16 protein-coding genes are annotated in these 25,242 nt (G+C 64.4%); 9 read left to right on the top strand and 7 right to left on the bottom strand.

The genetic code is table 11. The features are described 5' to 3' along the window. Positions 1–122: 122 nt before the first annotated feature. Both Q4S41_RS00540 and Q4S41_RS00535 read right to left on the bottom strand, forming a co-directional pair. Complete coding sequence (locus Q4S41_RS00540) at positions 123–1,094, bottom strand: YihY/virulence factor BrkB family protein (RefSeq protein ID WP_305029183.1); 972 nt, start codon at positions 1,092–1,094, stop codon at positions 123–125. Between the two features lie 71 nt (positions 1,095–1,165). Further along, positions 1,166–1,906, bottom strand: a complete 741-nt coding sequence (locus tag Q4S41_RS00535; RefSeq protein ID WP_305029182.1) for a DUF3891 family protein — start codon at positions 1,904–1,906, stop codon at positions 1,166–1,168. A 103-nt stretch (positions 1,907–2,009) separates the two neighbouring features. Between Q4S41_RS00535 and Q4S41_RS00530 the strand changes: the two genes are divergently transcribed. After that, positions 2,010–2,897: an alpha/beta fold hydrolase gene (locus tag Q4S41_RS00530; RefSeq protein ID WP_305029181.1), complete on the top strand. Its 888-nt coding sequence runs from the start codon at positions 2,010–2,012 to the stop codon at positions 2,895–2,897. Positions 2,898–2,978: 81 nt separating this feature from the next. Here the strand turns inward: Q4S41_RS00530 and Q4S41_RS00525 are convergent, their stop codons facing one another. After that, on the bottom strand, positions 2,979–4,250 hold the full coding sequence (locus Q4S41_RS00525; protein WP_305029180.1) for a sensor histidine kinase: 1,272 nt from the start codon (positions 4,248–4,250) through the stop codon (positions 2,979–2,981). Between the two features lie 161 nt (positions 4,251–4,411). Continuing rightward, entirely contained in the window at positions 4,412–5,089 is a 678-nt protein-coding gene (locus Q4S41_RS00520) for a response regulator transcription factor (RefSeq protein WP_305029179.1), read from the bottom strand. A gap of 309 nt (positions 5,090–5,398) precedes the next feature. Between Q4S41_RS00520 and Q4S41_RS00515 the strand changes: the two genes are divergently transcribed. The 5 genes from Q4S41_RS00515 to Q4S41_RS00495 all read left to right on the top strand — a co-directional run bounded on the left by Q4S41_RS00515 (position 5,399) and on the right by Q4S41_RS00495 (position 13,710). Continuing rightward, entirely contained in the window at positions 5,399–8,128 is a 2,730-nt protein-coding gene (locus Q4S41_RS00515; RefSeq protein WP_305029178.1) for a TonB-dependent receptor, read from the top strand. 222 nt (positions 8,129–8,350) lie between these two features. Then, positions 8,351–9,700: a CitMHS family transporter gene (locus Q4S41_RS00510; RefSeq protein ID WP_305029177.1), complete on the top strand. Its 1,350-nt coding sequence runs from the start codon at positions 8,351–8,353 to the stop codon at positions 9,698–9,700. 189 nt (positions 9,701–9,889) lie between these two features. Then, a complete protein-coding gene (locus tag Q4S41_RS00505) occupies positions 9,890–10,708 on the top strand; it encodes a TerC family protein (RefSeq protein WP_305029176.1) in 819 nt (272 codons plus the stop codon). A 3-nt stretch (positions 10,709–10,711) separates the two neighbouring features. Then, complete coding sequence (locus tag Q4S41_RS00500; RefSeq protein WP_305029175.1) at positions 10,712–11,956, top strand: MFS transporter; 1,245 nt, start codon at positions 10,712–10,714, stop codon at positions 11,954–11,956. Between the two features lie 83 nt (positions 11,957–12,039). Next, positions 12,040–13,710 carry a hypothetical protein gene (locus Q4S41_RS00495; protein WP_305029174.1) on the top strand — a complete coding sequence of 557 codons (1,671 nt, stop codon included), beginning with the start codon at positions 12,040–12,042 and terminating at the stop codon, positions 13,708–13,710. A gap of 80 nt (positions 13,711–13,790) precedes the next feature. Here Q4S41_RS00495 and Q4S41_RS00490 read toward each other — a convergent pair whose 3' ends face one another. After that, positions 13,791–14,783: an NAD-dependent epimerase/dehydratase family protein gene (locus Q4S41_RS00490; protein ID WP_305029173.1), complete on the bottom strand. Its 993-nt coding sequence runs from the start codon at positions 14,781–14,783 to the stop codon at positions 13,791–13,793. A 134-nt stretch (positions 14,784–14,917) separates the two neighbouring features. Here Q4S41_RS00490 and Q4S41_RS00485 point away from each other — a divergent pair, with 134 nt between their 5' ends. Continuing rightward, positions 14,918–15,346, top strand: coding sequence for a BLUF domain-containing protein (locus Q4S41_RS00485; protein WP_305029172.1), 429 nt, complete (start codon positions 14,918–14,920; stop codon positions 15,344–15,346). A 51-nt stretch (positions 15,347–15,397) separates the two neighbouring features. After that, positions 15,398–16,489, top strand: a complete 1,092-nt coding sequence (locus Q4S41_RS00480; protein ID WP_305029171.1) for a patatin-like phospholipase family protein — start codon at positions 15,398–15,400, stop codon at positions 16,487–16,489. Positions 16,490–16,561: 72 nt separating this feature from the next. Here Q4S41_RS00480 and Q4S41_RS00475 read toward each other — a convergent pair whose 3' ends face one another. Beyond that, positions 16,562–16,924 carry a hypothetical protein gene (locus Q4S41_RS00475; RefSeq protein WP_305029170.1) on the bottom strand — a complete coding sequence of 121 codons (363 nt, stop codon included), beginning with the start codon at positions 16,922–16,924 and terminating at the stop codon, positions 16,562–16,564. A 193-nt stretch (positions 16,925–17,117) separates the two neighbouring features. On the opposite strand from Q4S41_RS00475, the gene kbl reads away from it, so the two are divergent. Continuing rightward, a complete protein-coding gene (gene kbl / locus Q4S41_RS00470) occupies positions 17,118–18,371 on the top strand; it encodes a glycine C-acetyltransferase (protein ID WP_305029169.1) in 1,254 nt (417 codons plus the stop codon). Positions 18,372–18,484: 113 nt separating this feature from the next. Here kbl and Q4S41_RS00465 read toward each other — a convergent pair whose 3' ends face one another. After that, a complete protein-coding gene (locus Q4S41_RS00465) occupies positions 18,485–24,985 on the bottom strand; it encodes an Ig-like domain-containing protein (protein WP_305029168.1) in 6,501 nt (2,166 codons plus the stop codon). Positions 24,986–25,242: the final 257 nt, after the last annotated feature.

Genomic DNA, 25,242 nt, shown 5'->3' with positions numbered 1-25,242 from the left:
CAAGCAAGCCATGCTTTTTATCAACTTGCGTCGGCAATGGGCGCTATAAATCCCGCCAGACGGCTTATTGGCGCCATCCAATCAACTACGAAAGGACTTTTCAACCGATTGCCGGCCGGTGCTTAGGCCCGCCAGCGGCCCGTGGAGCGGGGGCGGCCGGTGGCAATTTCCTCGTCCGACTCGCCGGGCGCGATTTCCTCCAGGCGCACGCGCACGGCGTGGGCCTTGGGCTGCACCTTCTGGCCGAAGGCGTCGGCAAACTCCTGGGTAAACTCGGCCCCGAAGAAGATGATGAGCGACGAATAGTTGACCCACAGCAGCAGCACAATGGCCGAACCCGCCGCCCCAAACGCCGAGCCGGGGTTCGACTTGGCAATGTAGAAAGCAATGAGGTACTTGCCAATCACAAACAACGTGGCCGTGATGAAGGCCCCAACGCCCACGTCGCGCCAGCGAATGATGGCATCGGGCAGGAAGCGGTAAATCAGGGCGAAAAGCAGCGTGGTGATGCCCAGCGACAGCACCACATCGACCACGTGAATGACGATGACGCCCACCTCCGGAATCTGCCGCTGCAGCCAGTCGGTGAAGACGCTGAGCACGGCACTAATCACGAAGGAAATGAGCAGCAGCAGGGCCACGCTCAGGATAAGGCCAAAGGACAGAAACCGCTGCTTGAGGTAGGCCCCGATGCCGATGCCGTTGGTTTTCACCTTCAAATTCCAGATGTCGTTGATGCTTTCCTGCAGGGTGACGAAGAAAGTGGTGGCCGCAAAAATGAGCGTGGCCACGCCGATGGTGGTGGCCACCGGCCCGCGCTGCTGCACCGTAAACTTGGCAATGCTGTCCTGCAGAAATTTGGCCGAATCGGCCCCGACCAGCCCCTTTAGCTGTCCGTAAATCTGGCCCGTCAGGGCCTCGCCCCCGTAGGCCGCGCTGGCCACCGTGATGACGATGAGCAGCAGCGGCGGCAGCGAAAAGATGGTGTAGTACGACAGCGCCGCCGCGTGGCGGAAGGAATTGTTGTTGCTGAACTCGCCCGCCGAGGACTTGATGACGGCGAGGATGTCGGAGAATTTGTAGTGCGTAGGCATGCAGAAGGGAAAGGAGTGGAAACGCCGTTCTAGTACGGCCCGAAACCCGCACAGTTATCAAACGCCCTGTTTTACGCCTTTGCCAAGGTCCAGCGCAGGGTTTCGACGGGCGCGGCGCGCAGGGCCGCGGCCAGCTCGGCATCGTCTTTATATTGCAGCTGCGTGAGCACGCTGGCTTCCACGCTCACCTCGATTTTGGGCGCCTGAAACGGCCAGGGCTCCACCAGTACCGGGCTGCCGGGGGCGGGCTGGCGCAGGGTGTGGCGGCGGCCGTCGGGGCCATGGTGGATTTCCACGGCGCGGCCCATTTCCGGGATTTCGTGCCGGCAGAGGATGAGCGAGAGGCGGTCGCACCAGTGCAGCAGGGTGTAGGCCTGGCCGGCTTCCTTTTTGGTGATTTTGAGGGCCCGCTCCCACTGCCGCTGCTGGGCCTTGAGCTCATCGAGAAAGCCGTCGATTTCCTTCGACTGGCCCCGCAGGCCCTCATACAGGCAGCTCAGGTGCAGGCTGGTGAGCAGGCTGCGCCAGCGTCCCTGGAAGCGGGCGGCGGCCAGCACCCCGGCGGCCTGCTCCATGGAAAAGGCTTTTTGGGTGAAGTTGGCCGGCGCCCCGGCGTCGGTGAGGCCGTGGTGGCCGCCGCGGCCGCGCCAGGCGGCCTGCTCGTCGTCGTGCTGGGCAATGGCAGCCAGCAGGCCCACCCACTGGTCGGGCGGCAGGGTGGGCGGCCAATGCCAGGCCAGCTGCATGGCCAGCAGGGCGTGGGCCTGCTGGTAGATGACTTGCCAGCCGGCGGGCGTAGAGTTGACTATCATGAACGATGTAAAGCGTGTGCCCCTTGAACCGGCCACGTTGCCGGTAGGTTGCGCCACGCCCCTGCGGCTAACTCCTGTGAGCCCGCACCGTACATTCGGGCCCATGTCCTCCCCCACCGCCGGCCACCCCACGCCCCTTACCATCGGCCTGCCCGACGGCCGCCGGCTGGGCCTGACGCGCTACGGCGACCCCGCGCACCGGGCGGTGGTGTTTCACCACGGCTTCGGTTCCTCGGGCCTGGAGCTGCCCGATGACGCGGCGCTGCTGGCCCGCCTGCAGCTCCAGATTTTGGCGCCCGACCGGCCCGGCGTGGGCCAGTCCGGCGTGTACCGGCGGCTCACGTTTCCGTCGTTTGCCGATGATGTGGTGGCCATGCTCGATGCGCTGGGCATTGATTACCCGGTGGGGGTGATGGGCTGGTCCGTCGGCGGGGTGCACGCGCTGGCGCTGGCGGCGCGGCACCCCACGCGGGTGGCGGCGGCCCAACTGCTCAGCACCTGCCTGCCGCTGGGCGAGCGGGCTGCCTACCGCCACCTCTCGCCCCTGTGGAAGTTCCTGCGCTGGGGCCAAATCGGCTTTCCGTGGCTGAACCGCACCACCTTCCTCTGGCTCAGCCGGCAGTGGCGGCGCCACCCCGACCGTACGATTGATTGGTTTATCCGCGGCATGTTTTCGGAAGAAGCGCGCGTGACCACCCGCTTCCGCGCGCTGCTGCGCGATGCGGCCACGCACGGCTTTGCCAACCACGGCCGCGGCGTGTATGACGATGCGCAGGCCTGGTGCCGCCCGCCCGGCTTCCGCATCGAGGACGTGCGCGCCCCCGTGCGTCTCTGGCACGGCGCGGCCGATGGCGTGTGGGCGCCCGGCAACATCCCGTATTTAGCGAAGCGGCTGGGTAGCGCGCCGGTGCACCTGCTGCCCGGCCAGGGCCACATGCTGTATCTGGAGAATTGGACAGCTATTTTGGAGGAATTGGCGGGGTTGCTGTAGCGCGGACTTGGTAGTCCGCGTCCCCGGCGGACACTCGAACGATGCCCGAACGGCGCAAGGACGCGGACTACCAAGTCCGCGCTACATCCGCACCCACAACTGGTGGCGGCCGGGCTCCTCGTAGTGGTAGCTCAATAAAAACCCGTACGTTTCGCAAATCTGCCGCGCGATGGCCAGGCCCAGGCCCACACTACCGGGCGGCCGCTCCGGCCCGGGCCGGAAGCGCACGAAAAGCTGGTCGGGCGGCAGGGCGCGGGGGCGGCCAGTGTTTTCCACCACCAAAAGCTCTGGATTGAGGTGCACACGCACCTCGCCGCCGGGCACGTTGTGGCGGATGGCGTTGCTGAGCAGGTTGCTCACCAGAATGTCAACCAGCGAGCGGTTGGCGGCCAGGGGCAGCGCCGGCGGCAAGTCGGTTTCGAGGCGCAGGCCGGCGGCGGCCAACTGCTCGCGCAGGTGGCCCAATTGGGTGCGAATGGCAGCGGCCAGGTCCACGGTTTCGGTGGGGAAGAACAGCTGCTGGTCCAAGTGCGCCAGCAGCAGCAGGCTGCGGCTGAGGTGCGTGAGGCGCTGCGTCACATCCAGCAGCGGCTCGATGTGGCTGGCCTGTTCCTCCGTCAGGCCGGGGGCCTGCACCAGTATATCGAGCTTGGTGCGCAGGATGGCCAGCGGCGTTTGCAGCTCGTGGGCCGCGTTTTCGGTGAACTCCCGCTGCCGCCGGTAGATGCGCTGGTTGCGGTTGAGCAGGCGGCCCAAGGCCGTGTTCAGTTCTTTGAACTCGGGGATGCGCGTGGGGGCCAGATGCACCGGCTCGGGCTGGTCGAGCTTGTAGCGCTGCAGTTCGCCCAGCGTGCGGTAAAAAGGCGCCCAGAGCCGCCGCGCCAGCAGGTGCTGCAGCACCAGCAGCCCCACCAGCAGCGCCCCAAACAGCAGCGCCCCCGCCTGCACGATGCGCCCGAGCAGTTCCTGACTGTCGAGCATGGTGGTGCGCAGTTCCAGCCGGTAGGGACGGCCCTGAAACATCACCGGCGCCGCTAGCTGCCGGTAGGGCACCACAGTACCGGTCAGCTCATTATACATCATCCGCACGCTGAAAACCGGCCGTAAGCCGGGCTGCTTCAGCGCTTTGAATTCCACGTTGTGGTCGAGGCGGTGCCAGAAATCCAGGTCGGCGGGCGTGCGCAGGTGCAGGCGCAGGGCCTTATCCACGCGCAGCTTGCGCCGGCTCAGGGTGCGGTCGACGTAGGCATAATAGATTTTGCGGATGAAGCCGTAGTACACGAATGTGCCCGCCCCGGCCACCACGCTGGCGTAGATGAGAAAGTAAACGGTGGTGCGGGCCAGGAGCTTCATTCTTTGATGGATAGGGGTGCCATTCGAATGTCGTTTCGAACGTCATGCTGAGCGCAGTCGAAGCATCTCTCCCGCGCAACGCAATTAATTACTACTGCAGTAGAGATGCTTCGACTGCGCTCAGCATGACGTTGTTTCCATTTCTGGAACCATCAGCAGCCTCAGTTCGGCTCAAACCGGTACCCCAGCCCGTACACCATCCGAATGTAGTTCGGCGCGCCGGCCTCCGTGAGCTTGCGCTTGAGGTTTTTGACGTGGGCGTACACATTCTCAAACGTATCAAACTGCTCGGCCGCGTCGCCGGACAGGTGCTCAGCAATGGCGCCTTTGGTGATGACGCGACCTTGGTTCGCCAGCAGCAAGAGCAGCAGGTCGAACTCGGTGCGCGTTAAAGTCAGCGGCTTGCCGGCCACGGCGGCGCGGCGGGCAGGCACGTCCACGGCCAGTTCGCCGGCTTGCAGCAGGTTGGTGCCCTGGTAGTGGCGGCGGCGCACCAGTGCGGCAATGCGGGCGCTAAGCTCGGGCAGATAGAAGGGCTTGGGCAGGTAGTCGTCAGCGCCCAGTTCGAGGCCGTTGATGCGGTCGTCGACGGCGGCGCGGGCGCTGGTGATGATGACGCCGGCCGCCTTCTGGTGTTTTTGCAGCTCGCGCAGTAGGTCGAGGCCGTCGCCGCCGGGCAGGGTGAGGTCGAGCACGATGCATTCGTAGTCGTGCAGCAGCATTTTTTCCTGCGCCTGGGCGTAGGTGGTGGCTACTTCGCAGATGTAGTGCTGGGCCTGCAGGTAGCTCACCACGCTGGCCAGCAGGGCCGGTTCATCTTCGACGAGGAGCAGTTTCATTCGGGGGGCAGGGCAGGTGGAAAGGCAAACGGGACAGATTGTCAAATCAAAGAACGTCATGCTGAGCGCAGCCGAAGCATCTCTACCGCAGGAGTAAACCCTTTTGATTGGATTAGTTGTGCGGTAGAGATGCTTCGGCTGCGCTCAGCCTGACGTTCCTTCTATTACCGCTGATTAGACAGACGATGAATAAGTAAGCACTCCCTCACTTATTTTTCAAAATCCCGATTTCTTCCAAATGTATTCTAAATCGCCGCGCTACTTCGCTTCCCTAAACCACGAGCTCACGCCCACTTTCCCAAAATTCCCATGAAGCGAATCCTACCTTCCTCTCCCCTCTCGGCCCGGACGGCGGGCGCGGCGCTGCTGCTGGCCGCCTGCGCGGTGGCCGGTCCGGCCGCTGCCGCTTCGGCAGTTTCAGCTGTAGCCTCGGCCCCAAACGATTCCAGCCCCGCTGCTCGCCGGCCGCTCACCGGCCGCATTCTCGATGGCAACGACCAAAGCCCGCTGGCCTTCGCCTCGGTGGCGGTGAAGGGCACCAACCGCGGCACCACCACCGATGCCAACGGCAGCTTCAAGCTCGACGTGGACGACGGCGACGTACTGGTGATTTCCTACGTGGGCTACGAGCTGCGCGAGATGCCCGTGCCCGCCGGCGCCACTACGCTGGACGTGCCCATGAAAACCACCAGCCACACCACCGCCGACGTCATCATTGTAGGCAACCGCGCCTCCGAGGCCCGCACCAACGTGGACCTGCCCGTGCCCGTGGACGTGCTCACGGCCAAGGAAATTACCAAAACCGGCCAGACCGAGCTGGGCCAGATGATTCACTTCACGGCGCCCTCCTTCAACTCCACCAAGCACGCCATCAGCAACGTGACGAGCTATGTGGACCCGGCCACCCTGCGCGGCCTGGGCCCCGACCAGACCCTGGTGCTCGTGAATGGCAAGCGCCGCCATCAGTCCTCCGCCCTGAACGTGAACAACGTGGTGGGCCGCGGCTCGGTGGGCACCGACTTGAACGCCATCCCGACGGCCGCCATCGAGCGCGTGGAGATTCTGCGCGACGGCGCGGCGGCCCAGTACGGCTCCGACGCCATTGCCGGCATCGTGAACATTGTGCTCAAATCCAACCCGCGCGGCGGCGTGGTGACCGGCAACTACGGAATCACGGCCAAGGGCGACGGCGCGACTTATGACACGGGCCTGAATTTCGGCCTGCCCGTGGGCAAGCGCGACGGCTTCCTGAACCTGACCGTGCAGGGCCACCACAACGACCCCACCGACCGCTCGGGCGACTACAACGGCCGCGTGTACAACTCCAACCAGGCTACCGACGACGCCCTGGTAGCTCAGAACAACTTCAACCGTCACGTGACCAAGTACGGCACGGCCCGCAATACCATGGGCCAGTTCTTCTACAACGGCGAAGTGGCGCTGGGCGAGAAGTGGCGGCTGTATTCCTTCGGCGGCTACTCCTATAAGGACATGACGGCCTACGGCTTTTTCCGCAACCCGAGCAACAAGGCGCGGGCGGTGCTCTCGTTGTTTCCGAACGGCTACAACCCTGTATTTCCGGCCACGGTGCAGGACGTGGCCTCCACGGTAGGTTTGCGCCGCAAAACGGCCAGCGGCTGGAACCTTGATTTCAGCCTCGGCGGCGGCCAGAACATCATCAAGACCTACGCCAACCACACGGTGAACCCGTCGTACGGCAGCGCTTCGCCCACTGATTTTTATACCGGCACCAACAAGTTCGGGCAGGTGCTGGCGAATGTGAACGTGTCGAAGGGCTTCGCCATCGGCGGCCTCAAGTCGTTCAGCCTGAGCTACGGCGGCGAGTTCCGGGTGGAAAACTACCAGCTGCTGGCCGGCGACGAAGCCTCCTGGAAAAAAGGCCCCGTCACCACCAACAACCCCGACGTGGGCAGCAGCGGGCGTGAAGGCATCGCGGCCGTGAACGCCGTGGACCGCACCCGCAACAACGTGGGCGTGTACGTGGACGTGCTCAGCGACATCACCGACAAATTCCTGGTGGGCGCGGCCGGCCGCTTCGAGCGCTACTCCGATTTCGGCTCCAACGTGAGCGGCAAAATCTCGACCCGCTACAAGTTCACCGACCTGTTTTCGGTGCGCGGCTCGCTCAATCGGGGCTTCCGGGCGCCCTCCATGCACCAGCTCTACTACTCCAACTACGCCGATGCCCAGTGGCTGACGCTCAACGGCGTGTTCGACTCCTACCCCATTGCCCACCTGCGCAACGACAACCCCTACGTGCAGAAACTGGGCGTGGGCCAGCTCAAGGCCGAAACCACGCTCGACTACAACCTCGGCTTCACGGCCCAGGTCACGCCCGACCTCGTGTTCACGGCCGATGCCTACCAGATTGACATCACCGACCGGGTGGTGATTTCGGGCCAACTCGATGCCACCAAGCCGGCCCTGGCGCCCACCTTCGCCGGCTCGGGCTACGCCCAGGTGCAGTTCTTCTCCAACGCCCTCGACACCCGCACCCGCGGCCTCGACGTGGTGGCCAGCTACCGCAAAAAGATGGACCGCGACCAGGAAATGGGCCTCAACCTGGCCATGGCCCTGAACTCGACCAAAGTAGTAGGCGAAGTGCGCACGCCCGCCTCGCTGGCCAACCTGGGCACCCCGCTCGTCGACCGCGTGATGATTGGCCTGATTGAAGTAGCCCAGCCGCGCTCCAAGTTCATCGGCTCGGCCAACTACCGCTTCAAGAAAATCGAAGGCTTGGTGCGCGCCACCCGCTTCGGCGAAGTAACCGCCATCCAGAGCACCGCCGAGCTGGACCAGACCTTCTCGGCCAAAATCATCACCGACGCCTCGCTCACCTACGGCTTCACGCCCCGCCTGGGCCTGACCGTGGGCGCCAACAACCTCTTCAACGTCTACCCCGACGAAATCGCCTTCCCCTCGCTCACCGCCTCGGGCCAGACGCCTTATACGCGCTTCACCTCGCAGTTCGGCTTCATGGGCGCGTATTATTTCACGTCGCTGCGGTTTAGCTTCTAGGCAATTATCTGATTAAACCGAACAAAAAAGAACGTCATGCTGAGCGAAGCCGAAGCATCTCTACCGGGTAACTAACTCGTTTGCTGCAACGAATGAGGTGGGACGAATTCGTTGCCCTAGGGTTGGTGAGCCGCGCAACGAAGCGGTAGAGATGCTTCGATTACGCTTAGCATGACCGTTCTTTTTTAATCCACCAATCCACTCATCCACCAACCCACCACCATGCTCGCACTCGCTGGCTTTGCCATGATTCTCACCTTCATGGTGCTGATTATGACGAACCGTCTTTCGGCCATTACGGCGCTGCTGCTGGTGCCGGTGGCGTTTGCGGTGCTCACCGGTTTCGGTGGGCAAATGGGGCCGATGATGCTCGACGGCATCAAGAATATTGCGCCCACGGGCATCATGCTGGTGTTTGCCATCATGTATTTCGGGCTGATGACGGACGCCGGCCTGTTCGACCCGGTCATCAACCGCATCCAGCGCGTGGCCCACGGCGACCCGCTGAAAATCATCGTCGGCACCGCCCTACTGGCTCTGCTGGTGTCGCTCGACGGCGACGGGGCCACCACCTATATCATCGTAGTCACGGCCATGCTGCCGCTCTACCGGCGCCTAGGCATCAGCCCCTTGATACTGACCTGCATGAACATGCTGGTGGGGGGCGTGATGAACATCCTGCCCTGGGGCGGCCCCACGGCCCGCGCCATGAGCGTGCTGCATTTAGATAGCACCCAGCTTTTCAACCCGCTAATTCCGGCTATGGGCGCGGGGTTGGTGTGGGTGTTTTTCGTGGCCTGGCGCTTCGGCAAGCGTGAACGGAAACGCCTGGGGCTGGAGCATCTCAATGAAGCGAAAGCTGCCAAAACCGTCGTTTACGGCCTGGCCGCCGGGTTATCCCAACCGCTGCCCGAAGTGCCGGACCTGGAAATCTCACCCGAAGAAAAGGCCCTGCGTCGGCCCAAGTTGCTATGGCTGAATGCCCTGCTCACCATTGCCCTGATGGTGGCGCTGGTGCGCGAGCTGCTGCCACTGCCGGTGCTGTTTATGCTGGCCTTTGCGCTGGCGGCGGTGCTAAATTATCCGAATCTGTCGCAGCAGCGGCAGCGGTTTGCGGCGCACGCGGGCAATGCGCTGTCGGTGGCGGCGATGGTGTTTGCAGCGGGCATTTTCACGGGCATTCTCGGCGGTACGCACATGGTGGACGCCATGGCGCAGTCGTTTGTGGCGCTGGTGCCGCAGTCGCTGGGCCCGCACTTCCCGGTGCTGACGGGGCTGGTGAGCGCGCCGCTCACCTTCTTCATGTCGAATGATGCGTTTTACTTCGGCATCCTACCGTTTTTTACCAAGGCGGCGTCGGCGTTTGGCATTTCGGCGGCCACCATGGGCAAGGCTTCGCTGCTGGGGCAGCCGGTGCACCTGCTGAGCCCACTGGTGCCCTCTACCTACCTGCTGGTGGGTTTGGCGGGCGTCGATATTGGGGCGCACCAGCGCTTTACGCTGAAGTGGGCCGGCGGCACGGTGCTGGTGATGCTGATAACCTCGCTGCTGCTGGGCATCATTAGTCTCTGAATATTAGCACGTCATGCTGAGCGCAGCCGAAGCACCTCGCGTGCAGCAGTAACCAAAACCGTTTCAACGATTGAGTTACCGCTACGCGAGATGCTTCGCTGCGCTCGGCATGACGTTCTTTTGTACTTAGTGCCTGCTGGCATCTTTCCGCCTGCCGCCTCGTTACCCAGCTACCCTAGCTTCCCCGCCGTGAACCAGTACATCGAGCAAATTATCAACAATCCGCTGGCCTCGCTGGCCATCGTAGGCAACCTGGTCATCATCGAAAGCCTGCTTTCGGTGGATAATGCCGCTGTGCTGGCCACCATGGTGGGCGACCTGCCCAAAGAACAGCGGCACAAGGCCCTGCGCTACGGCATCATCGGGGCTTATGTATTCCGGGGCGTGTGCATCGTGTTTGCGTCGTTTCTTATCAAGTTCTGGTTTTTGAAGCCGCTGGGCGGGCTCTATCTGCTTTACTTGGCGTACGGCCACTTCAAGGCCCGGCCCGCGCACGACGACGAAACCATCGACAAGGAAAAGAGCTGGTTCTACCGCAACACGCTCGGTTTGGTGGGGAAATTCTGGGCCACCGTAGCGCTGATTGAACTGATGGACTTGGCCTTCAGCATCGACAACGTGTTTGCTGTGGTGGCCTTCACCGACAACCTGATTCTAATTTGTGTGGGCGTGTTCATCGGCATTCTGGCCATGCGGCTGGTGGCGCAGGCGTTCGTGCTGCTCATGGGCAGGTACCCGTTTCTGGAAACGGCCGCCTTCGTGGTCATCGCCCTGTTGGGCCTCAAGCTCATGCTCTCGCTGGTGAGCCACTTCCTGCCCGGCCACCCCGTAAGTGAAGCGCTGGAAGGCGAAGCCGCCGACGTGGCCCTGACGGTGCTCACGGTGGCCTGCTTCCTGGTGCCGTGGGCTACTTCGCTGCTCTTCAACGTGCCCCAGCGCCCCGGCGGCAACCGCATGGCCGAGGCCAAAGCCGCCGAGCAGGCCGACTCGGCCGCCCAGAAAGCATAGCCCGTGGCCGAGGTTTTTCGCTCGCTGCAGCACCGCAATTTCCGGCTCTACTACGCCGGCCAGTCCGTCTCCCTCATTGGCACCTGGATGCAGCGGCTGGCCGTGGCCTGGCTGGTTTATAATGCCACGCATTCGGCCTTTCTGCTGGGGCTGGTGTCGTTTTGCGGGCAGATTCCGACGCTGCTGCTCTCGCCCTACGGCGGCACCGTGGCCGACCACTACAGCCGCTACCGCGTGCTGCTCATCACCCAGATTGCCTCGCTGGTGCAGGCCAGCGTGCTGGCTTGGCTGGTACTGAGCGGGCACTACGCCACCTGGGCCGTGGCGGGCCTGAGTTTGCTGCTGGGCACCATCAACGCCTTCGACATTCCGGCCCGGCAGTCGCTCATCGTGGAGCTGGTCGACGACCGCGCCCATCTGCCCAACGCCATTGCCCTGAATTCGACCATGGTGAACCTGGCCCGGCTGGTGGGGCCGGCCGTGGCGGGGCTGCTGCTAGCGCGCTTCGGCGAGGGGCCGTGCTTCGTGGTAAATGCGGCGAGCTTTGTGGCCGTGGTGGCCTCGCTGCTGCTCATGCGCATTGCGCCGCGTCCGGCGCGGGCGCACCGCCCCAGCGCCTGGAAAGGCTTGCGCGAGGGCTGGGCTTATCTGCGCCAGGCGCCCATCCTGCGCCGCCAGATTCTGCTGATGGCCGGCATCAGCTTCTGCGTGATGCCTTTTGGCACGCTGCTGCCGGTGTTTGCCAAGGACGTGTTTCACGGCGAAGCCGGCACTTTTGGGTGGCTGAACAGCCTGTCGGGGCTGGGTTCGCTGGTGGGCGCCTTCTACCTGGCCGCGCAGCCGGCGGGCGGGCGCCGCACGCAACTCATCACCTACGCGGCGCTGGTGTTCAGTGCCAGCGTGTTGGCCTTTGCGCTCAGTCCGCAACTGGCGTTGGCGCTGGTGTTCATCACGCTGGGCGGGGCGGGCATGATGCTTTTCATTGCGGGCACCAACACGGCCATCCAGACCAACGTGGACGACCACATGCGCGGCCGGGTGCTGAGCTACTACGTGATGGCCTTCCAGGGCATTCAGCCGCTGGGGGCGCTGCTGGTGGGCTGGCTGGCTCGGCACATCGGGGCGCCGCACACGGTGGTGATGCAGGGCGCGCTGGGACTGGCGGTGGGGCTGGCGTTTTGGCGGCAGGGCCGGCGGGCTGCGAAAGTGGGGCAAGTAGCAGCCACCGCCGCTAGCCAACAGGCCTAGCTTCGTCAAAACAGCGAACAGCCTGTTGCCGTCCCAAAGGTGCCTGACGCGCAGTATATTTGGCCACTCCTTACCATTGTTTCATGTCCAAGGCTACCCGTTGGAAAACAGTCTTTTTTGTCGTTTTTAGTTTCAGTTGGCTGGCCGGTGCTGGCCCCTTGCGCGCCCAAACCTGGCAATGGGCCAGCAGCGTCGTCATGGGTAGCTCGAACGACGCTTCGATGGCCACCGCTGCGGCGGTGGATGAGGGTGGCAATACGGTGGTGACCGGCTATTTCCACGGCACGGCCAACTTCGGGGCCATCAGCCTCGTCAGCAACGGCGGCACCGACCTGTTCATCGCCAAACTAAGCCCGGCCGGCAACTGGGTTTCGGCTGTGCGGGTGGGCGGCAATGGCAGTGTCATTCCCCACGCCCTGGCCATCGACGGCGAGGGCGCAGTGCTGGTGGCCGGCTCGTACACCGGCAATGTAAACTTTGGTTCCTTCACCCTCACCAACGTTACCAGCAGCACGTCTTCGCCCGACAAAGTATTTGTGGCCCGGCTAAACAGCAGCGGCATCTGGACAATGGCCACGGCCCCGCAGGTGAGTGGCGTGGCCACGGCGCTGGCTCTCGACCCCCTCGGCAATGCGGTGGTGGCCGGCTACTACGCCGGCACCGCCACGTTTGGCACCACCACTTTGCCGAACGCCAACACCTCGTTCGGTGGTGCCAGCGCCGATGCTTTCGTGGCCACCCTAAATCCGGCGGGCACCTGGACGACGGCCGTACGCGCCGGCGGCCCCAACTACGACACCGTTCGGGCGCTGGCGATTGATGCGGCAGGCAACGTCACAGTGGCGGGCTATTTTCAGGGCAGCGCCACTTTTGGCCCCATCACCATCACCGCCGGCACCAGCTCCAACGTGGACCTGTTTGTGGCGCGGCTCAGCGCAGCCGGCACCTGGACGCAGGCCGTGGGGGCCGGCGGCAGTGGCAGCGACAGCGCCGACGCGCTGGCCCTGGACGGGGCCGGCAACGCCGTGGTGGGCGGGGTCTTTTTTGGTACCACCGCCTTTGGCGCCACCACCCTGACCAGCGCGGGCGGGGTCGACGTTTTTGTGGCCCGCCTGACGCCCGCCGGTACCTGGGCGCAGGCCACCCGCGCCGGTGCTGCCGGCGACGACGGCGTCAGTGCCCTGGCCGTTGATGCCACCAACAATGCTACGGTGGTGGGCTTTTTCGCAGGCAACGTTGGCTTTGGGCCCTCCGTGCTTACCAGCACCCAACTAGGTGATGTATTTGCCGCCACCCTGAGCCCTGCGGGTACCTGGACGCAAGCCGTGCGCGGCGGGGGCCCCGGTGACGACCAGGTAGCGGCCGTGGCCTTGAAAGCGGGCAGCGCTACCTTGGTGGGCACCTTCCAACAGTCGGCCACCTTTGGCAGCATCACCGTCCTGAGCAATACCATCGGCAACCGCAGCAGCTTCGTGGCCCGCCTGAGCGGCTTGGCCACGGCCGCTCGCCCCGCCGCGGGCATTGCGACATTTACGCTTAGTCCCAATCCGGCGCGGGGCTTGGTGCGGGCAGATTGGACAGCGCCCCTGGATGCCTCGGCCCGCCTGCTGCTATTCGATGCCATGGGCCGGGAGGTAGCCCGGCAGCCCCTCGCCGCCCGGACCAGCTCTGCCTACCTCGACATAACCGGCCTCGCGCCCGGCCTGTACGTGGTGCGCTGCGGCGCGGCCACCAGCCGTTTGCAAGTAGAGTAAGAGTTTTTCTGAATAATCTTAAGAAAATAAAAGCCCGTCTGGCAAACCAGACGGGCTTTTTATTTTCAACTTTTAACACATTACGCCGACTGCATCTGCTTCAAATGCAGCAGCATGTCGGCCGTCATCTTGTCGAGGTCGAAATCGGGCTGCCAGCCCCAGTCCTGCCGGGCCTTGGAGTCGTCGATGCTGGCGGGCCAGGAGTTGGCGATTTGCTGGCGGCCGTCGGGCTTGTAGGTTACTTCGAAATCGGGGACGTGCTTTTGGATGCTGGCCGTGATTTCGGCCGGCGAGAAGCTCATGGCACCTAGGTTGTAGCTGGTGCGCACTTTGATTTGCTCGGCCGGGGCGTGCATGAGGTCCAGCGTAGCTTTCAGCGCATCGGGCATGTACATCATGGGCAAATACGTGTCTTCCTCAAGGAAGCACTCGTAGTTTTCGCCGGCCACGGCGCGGTGGTAGATGTCGACGGCGTAGTCGGTGGTGCCGCCGCCGGGCAGGCTCTTGTAGCCGATGAGGCCGGGGTAGCGCAGGCTGCGCACGTCGAGGCCGTGCTTGCGGTGGTACCACTCGCACCACTGCTCGCCGGCCAGCTTGCTGATGCCGTACACCGTGTTGGGGTTCATGATGGTGACCTGCGGCGTGTTATCGCGCGGCGTGTCGGGCCCGAACACGGCAATGGAGCTGGGCCAGTACACCTGGGCCACGCCGTGCGCTACGGCCGCTTCGAGCACGATGAGCAGGCCGTCCATGTTCAGCTGCCAGCCGAAGAGCGGGTTCTTCTCGGCCGTGGCCGAGAGCAGCGCGGCGAGGTGGTAAATCTGCTTGGGGCGGTACTGGCGGATGAGCTTGTCGAGGCGGGTGCGGTCGAGCACGTCGAGCAATTCGAAGGGGCCGCCGGCCAGCAAATCCGGGTTTTTGGGCGGGCGCACATCGGCCGCTACTACCAGATGGGGCGCGTAGCGCTGGCGCAGGGCGGCCACCAGCTCCAGGCCCAGCTGGCCGCAGGCGCCAATAACCAGCACGGAGCCGGGTAAAACAGAAGTATCAGTATCGCCGGGAGTTGCAGTCATGGAGCGCGGTAAGTGAGGGGGCGGGATGGGAGTTTGGGCGCAAAGATACCGGGCGTATTGCAGCCCAAGCGTGGCTTGCTACGTATTGTCAACTTCCACGTTGCTTGCGCGCTCCTACCAGGGCGCCCTGTCCTATGCCCGAACCCTCCACCCTCTACTCGCTGCTTTACCGCAGCGAGGCTTCCCGTGCCGTGCACGAAGTGACCCTCACCACGCTCGTGCGCAAAGCCCGCCTCTACAACCAGCAGGCGCGCATCACCGGCATGCTACTGTATGGCAAAGGGCAGTTTCTGCAGCTGTTGGAAGGCCCCGAGCCGGTCCTGAGCGACCTCTACGCCCGCATCAACGACGACAAGCGGCACTACGACGTGACTACGCTCTCCTACGGCCCCATCGAGCTGCGCGCCTTTGGCCGCTGGCCCCTGGCCTACGCCGCCGTCGACGCGGCTTTTCTGGAAAGGGTGGCCCAATGCCTGCCCCGGCCCGCCGCCGTGGGCCTCACCGCGCCGCCCTGCCCCGAAGTGGCCCAGCTCCTGCGCGACTTTGCCAGGGAGCAGGACTAGGCTGTTTAGCGCAGACAGCGGCTAGTCAGGGCCCACGGTATCTTTGGACAGATGACGACCCGGTTGACTTCCCTGCTTTTCCTGTTTGGTGCGCTGCTGAGCAGTGCCACGCTGCACGCCCAAACCGCCCCCGTCCCGCCCTACCGCAACCTCGTGATGGAGGGCGGCGGCATCCGCGGCATTGCCTACGGCGGCGCCCTGCAGGAGCTGGAGCAGCGCGGGCTGCTGCGCGAGTTGCGGCGGGTGGGTGGCACTTCGGCGGGGGCCATTCAGGCGGCGCTGCTGGCGGTGGGCTACTCGGCCCAGGAAATCATCGACGTGGTGAATGCTACGCCCGTGCAGCGGCTGAATGACGGCCGGTTCATCTTTTTCGGGGGCACGCACCGGCTCATCACGCAGTACGGCTGGTACCGCGGCGACGAGTTTGCCACTTACCTCAGCGAGCTGGTGGCCCGCAAAACCCAGCAGCCCAACCTCACGCTGGCCGAACTGCACGAGTTGGCGCAAAAAGACCCCGGCCGCTTCCGCGACCTCTACACCACCGGCACCAACCTCACGCTGCAGCGCGTGCAGGTGTTCAGCTACGAAACCAACCCCACCATGCGCGTGGCCGATGCCGTGCGCATCAGCATGAGCATTCCGCTTTATTTCCGGGCCGTGCTGCTCGATGCGCAGGGCAATATAGTGACCGGCGAGCCGGCCCCCGGCCAGCCCATGCAGGTGCTCGTGGACGGCGGCCTGCTGGCCAACTACCCCGTCGATTTGTTCGATTACCCGCGCTACCTGCCCGCCGGCTTCACCGGCCCCACCGACGCCCGCGGCCACGTCTACAACCCCGAAACCCTGGGCCTGCGCCTCGACCGCGCCGAGCAGATTCCGCTCGACACCTCTCCCACCGGCCGCCAACAGCTCGCCCCTTACGACATCCAGGACTTCAACTCCTACCTGGCCGCCCTCTACACCGTGGCCCTCGAAAACCTCAACCCCGTGCAGCCCGCCGACCGCCAGCGCACCATCAACATCGACTTCCTGAACTTCAGCCCCAAAATCAAGCGCATTTCGGACGCCCAGAAAAAGCAGCTGATGGACAGCGGACGCAAGGGCGTGCAGGCGTTTCTGGCGCGGGAGCCGGCGCGGAAATAATAGCGGCTCAAAGCAAAAGCCGCTGTCCAATTAAATGAACAGCGGCTTACCGATTAGGAATGACGCGCTTCCCTACGCTGCCCGGAAACCCGTGGCCTGGCGCACGCTGCGCTCGTTGCCGGTGGCGGCATCGGCGTAGGAATGGTCGCCTACTTCCACCGAGAGGCGCTTGCCCACCAGCTGCTTGGTGTCGAGGTCTTTGCCAGCTTCGGGCTTGATGCCGACCGCCGAGTAAAGCTGAAGGATGATGGGGTGGCCGGCTTCGGAGTTGTAGAAGCGCTGCGACACAAACCCGTCCTCGTTTTCCATGCGGGCGGCGAAGAACGGCACGTTCTGGTGCTCGCTCACGCCTTCTTCGATGGCCGTGATTTCGACCGTGTGGCGGCCGTCGGGCAGGAAGCCTTTGTCCTGGCCTTTGTCAACTGAGATTTTCATATAACTAAATTTATTGGGAGAGGAAGACTAATTTAATTAGCTTAACGTCGGTACCGGACTAAGGTTACAACTTTCGGCAACGGCGCTTGTCTTGTTCACCCAAACACGTATTTGTCGAGCAACCACGGCAGCCGGCCCGGCCCGGTATCTTTGGAGTCTCAATCCACTATCCCACCACTTCCCCAACCCGCCTATGTACGCCACGCTCCAGCCCGACCTCACCCAGCAGCTTCAGGAAATCAAGGACGCCGGCCTTTTCAAGAAGGAGCGCATCATCACCTCGCCCCAGGGCGCCGAGATTGAAACCGACGAAGCCGGCGAAGTGCTGAACTTCTGCGCCAACAACTACCTGGGCCTCAGCTCGCACCCCGAAGTCATCAAAGCGGCCAAGGAAGCCATTGACACGCACGGCTACGGCATGTCGTCGGTGCGCTTCATCTGCGGCACGCAGGACATTCATAAGGAGCTGGAAGCCAAGCTGGCCGATTTTCTGGGCACCGAGGACACCATTCTCTACGCCGCCGCTTTTGATGCGAATGGCGGGGTATTCGAGCCGCTGTTTAACGAGCAGGACGCCATTATTTCGGATGCGCTCAACCACGCCAGCATCATCGACGGCGTGCGGCTGTGCAAGGCCCAGCGCTACCGCTACGCCCACAACGACATGGCCGACCTCGAAAAGCAGCTGCAGGACGCTCAGGCCAAGGGCACGCGCCACCGCATCATCGTGACGGACGGCTCGTTTTCGATGGATGGCACCATCGCGCAGCTCGACAAAATCTGCGACCTCGCCGATAAATACCAGGCCCTGGTGATGGTGGACGAGTGCCACAGCAGCGGCTTCCTGGGCAAAACCGGCCGTGGTACCCACGAATACCGCCACGTGATGGGCCGCGTCGACATCATCACCGGCACGCTGGGCAAAGCGCTGGGCGGCGCCATGGGCGGCTTCACCTCGGGCCGCAAGGAAATCATCGACATGCTGCGCCAGCGCAGCCGTCCGTATTTGTTCTCCAACACGCTGGCGCCGGCCATTGTGGGCGCCAGCCTGCGTGTGCTGGAGCTGCTGACCGAGAGCACCGAGCTGCGCGATAAGCTCGAAGAAAACACCAAGTACTTCCGCGAGAAGATGACCGCTGCCGGCTTCGACATCACGCCCGGCGAGCATCCCATCGTGCCCGTGATGCTCTACGACGCCAAGCTGGCCCAGGAATTTGCGGCCCGTATGCTCAAGGAGGGCATTTATGTGGTGGGCTTCTACTACCCCGTGGTGCCGCAGGGCAAGGCCCGCATCCGGGTGCAGCTCAGCGCCGGCCACAATCGGGAGCACTTGGACAAGGCCATTGCCGCCTTCACCAAAGTAGGCCGCGACCTAGGTACCCTGAAGGACCGCGCCGCTGCTGATGCCGCGCCCCAGAGCGGCCAGGTGGTGACGAACACGCCGTGAAGCCAGCCCCGGGCGCAGCCCGATAAAAGCTGCCGTTTCAGCTTTCGCTAACGAACAAAAAAAGCCCCGCTGGCAATGCCAGCGGGGCTTTTTGATGCGCCGAAGCGCGAGGGCTATTGCCGTACCACGCGCTGCGTGAGCACGCCCTGCTCCGTCAGCACCCGGAAGGTGTAGACGCCCGCCGCTAGGTGGCTAAGCTTGAGCTGGGCCGTGCCGGCGGCCACCGTGCCGGTGTGCACCACCTGGCCCAGCGCGTTCAGCACCGTGAGCTGCGAAGCTTTGGCATTGATGCCGCTCAGCTCGATGCTCAGCTGGCCGTCGGCCGTGGGGTTGGGGAACACGCGCAGACTTACGCCGGCCAGCGTGGCCGTGCCCGTGGCCGTGGCTACCGTCACCGTTACCGCTGCCGAAGGCAGGGACGTGCACTGCGTCGTCGAGGCCACCACCGTGTAGGAGCCCGACGGCGAGCCCACCGGCAACTGCAGCGAGCCCGTGGGGGTAGGCGCGCCCACCGGCGTGGCCGTGCTGCCCACATTCAGGTAGAACTGGTACGTCACGCCCGACAGGGCTGGCGTGCTCAGCAGCACCGCGCCACCTGTCTGCGCAGTGGCCGTGAGCACGGGGCGACCCAGGCCAAAGATGACATCGAACGTGGCCGTAGACGTAGCGCCCGTGCTGCAAGCGCCCGTGCCGGTCACCGTGTTGGTGATGGTGAACGTGCCGTCGATATTGGTGTTGGTGAGGGTAATCACACCCGTTACCGGGTCAATACGCAGGCCCACGCCTGAAGCTGAGAACGTGCCAGCTACCGCGCCGGGCGCCAGAATGGGCGCTACCGTCACCGGCGAGTTGGTGCAATACGTACCCGCCGGGTAGCTGAACGAGGAGTTCGGCGGCGTGGTGATGCTGAGCACCGCCCGCGCCGTTTGGGTGCAGGCCGCGGCCGGACCGGTGGGGGTCAGGGTAATGGTTACGGTGCCGGCCGTTACGTCGGCAGCCGAAGGCGTGTAGGTGGCGTTGAGCGCCGTGGCGCTGGGCGTGAACACGCCCGTGCCGCTGCTCGTGTAGGTGCCGCCCGTGGCCGTGCCGGCAATGCTGCCCGCCAGGGTGTAGGGCGAACGGCCGCAGATGCTGGCGGCGTTGGAAGCCAGCGTGGCCACCAAGCCCGGGGTCACGTTCACCTGAATGGGCGTGCGGGCGGCGGCGCTCACGCACTCCGTCCCAATCTGCCAATTATAGAAGTAGTAATAGTAGGTCGTCACACTCGGGGCGGTGATGGATATCAAGCCACTCGGCGAGGTGTAGGGGTAGCCCGTGGAGTTCGAGCCGCCGCTGTCGCGCACCAGGCCGCCCTGAGTGGCCGAGCGCAGGTAAAGCGCGTACTGGCCGGCGGCCGGAATGGCATAATTGAGCGTAATCACGTAGGGCGCTACGCCGGTAGCCGGGCCAGCGGGCACGGCAAAGGCCGTGCTTTGGCCGTTGACGACGGCGCCACTCGTGGTATTACCGGCCAGCAGGTCGATGGTAACGGTACCAGCAGCCTGACCGGCATTGAGGTACACCGTCACGTTGGTAATCGTGGTTGGAGCGGTAGCGGTGAAGTACAGCGCGCCGCCCGTCTGAGGGGTTTGTCCGGAGCTGTTGTAGGCGGCAGCGCCCACATATTCCTGGCTGCCCGCAAAGGCCTCAGCATAATAGGTGGTGCTGGCCGTCAGGGCGGGCGTCACGTAGGGGTTGCCCGTGCCCACAGCCGTGCCGCCGGTAGCGGCCGTGAAGTAGCGCACGTTGATGCCCGTGGGCACCGTGGCCGTGAGCGAAGCCGTGCCGCCGGCACACACCGTCAGGGGCGAGGGTGCGGCCGAAATCACCGGGTTGTTCACCGTCACTACGGCCACGTTGCTGTACGCCACGTTGGTGCCGCAGCTCACTTTGGCGCGGTAGTAGGTGGTGCTGGTGAGCACCGGCGTGGTGTAGGTGGCTGCAGTAGCCCCGGCCACGTCCGTGAAGGTGCCCGTGGCGCTGCTGCTGCTTTGCAGCTGGATGCTGCCGTTGGCCGCGCCGGCCAGGGCCAGTGAAGCCGTGCCGCTCACGCACAGCGAGTACGTAGCCGGCGACAAGGTGCCGCCCACCGGCGCGGCCACGTTGAGCGTGGGCGCGGGCGCGAGCAGGTCGTTGCTGGTCACGGCGTCGCCGGTCACGGTGGCCCGGATGGCGAAGGAGTAGCTGCCCAGCGGCGTGAAGTCGGCCAAGCTGGTGAGGGTGATGTCCTGCGTGGCCGTCGAGGCCAGGGTACCCGTGCTGATGGTTTGGGTCAGGGTCTGGGTCGAGCTGTTCGGGCCGCTGATGACCACCGTCACGGTGAGCGGGTTGGTGGCGAAGTTGAGCACGCTCGTGCCGAGGTTGCGCACCCGCACCGTCACCGGCGTGTTGGCGCCGTAGCAGGTGGAAGTAGCCGAATTAACCGGCGAAACCAGGGCGCTGGGGGCCACGTCCACGGCCTGGGGTGCAAACTGGTAAGCGCCGAGGCTGGGAGCCGTGGCCGAACGGGTAGCGCCGGTGAAGTCCACCGTCACGCTGAGCGGGGTGCCGGCGCTGGCTACGGCCGGCGAAACCGGCAGCAGGTTGGTGGCCGACGTGAAAATCGGGTCCGTGCTCAGCGAGTTCACGTCCTTGCCGGTAGCGGTTTGCAGGGCGGCCAGGGTGGCCACATCGGCCCCCACGTAGGCCAGCACGCCCCGGGGGGCGCTCACGTAATAGTCGTTATAGTCGCTGACACTCAGCGAGCTGGCGACCGAGTAGTACACGCTGTACGATTTCACCGTGCTGGTGGCGGCCGAGGTGGTGATGGCGTTGGCGAAGATGTTGTCGCGCACGTCCAGGCCCGTAGCCAGGCTGGTGGTCACCAGCAGGGCCGCGCTGATGTTGCTGGGGCTGGAGTAGTTGGTAGTGGGCGTAATCGAGCCGGCCAGGCCCACCGTGTTGTAGTAGATTTTGATGCCCGTACCGCCCGCCAGGCGAATGCCGAAGGGGTTGTAGGTGGTGCCGCTGGTGTACGCCGCCGTTAGAATGTCGGAAATCACGTTGTTCGAAATTTCCGCGTTGGTCACGTTGGTGGTGCTGTTCACGTTGATGCCGTAAGCACCCCAGCCGCCGGTGTTCAGCTGGCGCAGGCCCGAAATGGCGTTGCGCGAAACCACGGCGTCGGTCACGTTGGTGTTCAGCTCGATGCCGGCAATGTTGATGGAAGCGGCCGTGCCGTCCATGCCCAGAATGGTGTTGCGCGACACGAGCGGCGCGGTAGCACCCTGCAGGTCGATGCCGCGGAACATCACGTTATCGGCCGAAACCGTGCCCGTGGTCGTGGGGGCCGCGCCAATGCGGTTGCCCACAATCTGCAGGCCGTCGTAGGACGTGGCCACGCCGTTGGCGCGGGCAAAAATGGCTTCGTAGGCCGTGGTCACGGCGTTGTTCTGCACCACGAGGTTGTCGTTGTCGTCGCCGTAGGTCGAAGCGCTGGGCACAGTGACAGCGGCCGAGGGCGCCGCCGAGGCATAAATACCGAACGAAGCGCTGTTGCTCATGCTGCCGCCCACCACGTTGAGGTTGCGCACGGTGATGTTGGTGGAGCCGGCGCTGGCGCCCTGGCTGCCCACCCACACCACGGCGTTGGCGCCGGTGTTGGTGCTGGTCAGGGTGAGGTTGCGGGTGGTGCCGCCGGTGGTGTTGGCGCCGTCCAGGGTGATGTAGCGGGCGGCGGTGAGTAGCACCACGGCCGGGGCGCCGCTGGTGCCCGTCACCACCGGGCTCACGCCCGGAGCGGGGCTCACCAGCAGGGTGTTGGTGGCCGAGGCCGCAGGGTTGTTGGTGAAGGTAATGGGGAAGGTTTCGGCCGTCGAATACGTGGCATCGAGCAGCAAGAACGTGGTGGCGCCCACCAGGGTGTTGATGTTATAAGCATTGGCGGCCGCCGTGAGGGTGGCAAACACGCGGCTGGCCGGCGTGCCGGCGGGCGGCGTGGAGGTGCCCACGTAGTAGGTGCCGCTCATGTTGCCCACAATCTGGAACGAGCCGGGGTTGGCCGGGGCCGTGCTGCCGGGGGGCGTGGCGCCGCTGCCGCCGCCGGGGCTGGTGCTCACGTTGCCGGCCGTAGCCAGGTCCTGGGCCGCCACGTAGTACTGAATCAGGTCGCCCTGGGCCACGCCGCCGCCGGGCAGCAGCGCGTAGTTCAGGGTGAAGGTGTAGCTGCTGCCGCTCACGCTGGTGGCGTTCACAAACACAAAGGCGCCCGTGGTGCCCTTGCGGTAGTACAGGCGCGGGGCGTTGGTGCCGGTGGCCACGCCGCTGGGGTCCGAAATAGTGACAACCAGCGTGCGGTTGGCGGTGCTGGTGGTGTTGTTCAGCGTAACGCCCGCGATGAGCGGGCCGGTCAGGTCGAGCGGCTGGTAGGTGCCTTCGAAGGCGCCCAGGTCGGGGGCGGTGGTGCTGCGCGTGAGGTTGGCGTAGTCGGTGGTGATGCCGCTGATGGGCGCGCCGCCGCTCTCAATCTGGGTGGGCGTGGTGGTGCTCACCTTCAGGAAGTTGGCGTTGGTGCCGCTGGTGCTCAGGAAGGGCGGGTTTTCGGTCACCGAGCTGGCGTCGCGGCCGGCCACGAAGGTTTTGTAGTCGGCCAGGGTCTGCTGCCCGTTCGTGACGGGGCTGGTGCCTTCGCCGTAAATCAGGTTGGCCGTGCCGGGCGTGCCGGCGTAGTAGAGGTTGTTGTTGGTGGCGCTGGTCAGGTTCACGGGCGCGGCGCCCGCCGTGCCGCCCGAGCGGCGCAGCGCCACGGTAGTGCCCGTGCCGGCCGGCGTGGAGTTGTTCACCACCACGTTGTTGCGCAGCGTGACCAGCGTGGTCGATGTCGAGGTGTAGTAGATGCCCGAGGTGCCGAAGTTGGTGCCCGAGCTGCTGGCGTTGAGGTAGATGCTGTTGTACTGGGCATTCACCGTGGTGCCGCCGCCCAGGTACAGGCCCGAAAGGGCCGAGGTGCTGGAGGCCGTGGGCGTGTTCAAATCACCAATGATGTTGTTGGTGACGTTGGTGGTAGCGCCCGAGGTGTAGATGCCGTAGATGAAGCCGCTGGCGCCGTTGGCCGTCAGGCCCGACACGCGGTTGCGGTACACGTCGAGCGTAGCCCCGCTGCTCAGGTACATGCCGTACACGGTGTTGCCGTCGGTGCTGATGTTCTGCACCGTGTTACCATAGAACTGCACCGCCGCCGCCGAGTTGTTGAAGGCGTAAATGCTGTACACCGACGACGACGTGCCGGTGGTGTTGAAGTTGCTGACCGTGTTGTTGAACACGTTCTGGGTGGCGCTGGCCCCGGTGCTCACGTACAGCATGTAGTTCGAGCCCGACGTGGCCGCCGTGCGGCTCCAGTTGTCGAGGGTGTTGCCCGAAATGTTCAGGTTGGCCACCGAAGCCGTGTTGTAGAGGCCATAGAACGTGGCCGACGTGGCCGTGCCCGAGGTCATCGTCAGGCTGTTGTTGGCGATGTTGACCGTGCCGCCGGTGGCGTTGCCGCCGCTGCCGTTCTGGATGCCGTAGGTGGTCGAGGTGGTCGTGTTGGTGGTCAGGCGCACGGTGTTGCCGAACAAGTCGGCACTGCCGCCCGTGCTCACCAAAATGCCGTAGAGCGTGCTGGTGGGGGCCACCGCCGCGCCCGTCGGGGCCGAATCCACGGTGTTGCCCTGCACCTTCAGGCCGTTCTGGTAAATGGCGTAGATGCCGTAGGCCGTGGTGGTGGTGCCGTAGTTGGTGATGGTGTTGCCCGTGGCCGCGGTGCCGCTCACCACGCTGCCCACCTCGTTGTTCTGGTCGTAGTAGGTGTAGGGGCTGGCCGCCGCGTAGCCCGATACATAAATGCCGTTGTTGACCCCGCTGATGGTATTGCCGTAGAACTTATTGTTCGAGTGGGTGCCCGCCGCCGTGGTGGGCACCACCTGCGCGAGGGCGGTGGCCGTGTGGCTGTTGGAATAAATGCCCGACGTCACGGTGCCTTTCTGCAGCGTAATGGTGCAGTTACGAATCGTCACGTTCTGGCAGCCGTCCACGGCCGGCGAAGTGGTTTTCAGCAGCGCGAAGCCCCATTCCATCTGGGTGTTCACCGTGCCGTTGGAAGCCGGGTCCACCAGCGTCAGGCCGTCGAAGGTCACGTAGTCGGCCGCCTGCAGGCCGATGATGGCGTCCAGCGTGGGCGAATTGCCCACCGCCGCCGTGATGGTGGGGTTGGCGCCGGTGCCCGCTTTCTGGAAAATGATGGGGTTGGCCGCCGTGCCGGTGGCCGTGATGGACCCCGCCGTGGGCGAGGCAAAGGTTTCGGTGTAGCCCGCCGCCAGGTTGAAGGTGACGCCGCCGGGGCCCACGCCCTGCACGTTGAGGTCGGCAATAGCCGCCGTCAGCGTGGCGTAGCCGGTGCTGCCCGAGCCCGGAATGGCTTTGGTGCCCGAGAGCTGGGCCTGCGCGCCGAAGCTGCCGAGCAGCAAGGCGCCCACGCCCAGGAGCCGTGCCAGCCGCTTGCCGGGCGCGAGGGTGCCAAGCCGCAGGAATTGCGGCTCGCGAAGTAAATTTTTGTGCATGAAAACTGAAGGTAAAAGTGAGTGAATACGGAGGTGGGTGAAGAGGAAAAGGGTGGCGGAAAACGAAAACTCTACGGGTGGTAGAAAGCAACGGCCCGGGATAAGCGCACGGCGGGTGGCAGCACCTGCGGGCAATGAAAAGAAGCCCCCAAACGCCACGGCCAACGGCGGGTCGGACCGAACATCTGGAGAAAAGTAAATCCGAAAAGCCCAGAAACCTAATTCTGCCATTGCCAGGCGCCGGTCCAAAAACCTTT

It is taken from the genome of Hymenobacter convexus (assembly GCF_030580955.1).
In the GTDB taxonomy this organism is placed as follows: Bacteria; Bacteroidota; Bacteroidia; order Cytophagales; family Hymenobacteraceae; genus Hymenobacter.
This window is presented reverse-complemented; position numbering and strand designations above follow the sequence as displayed.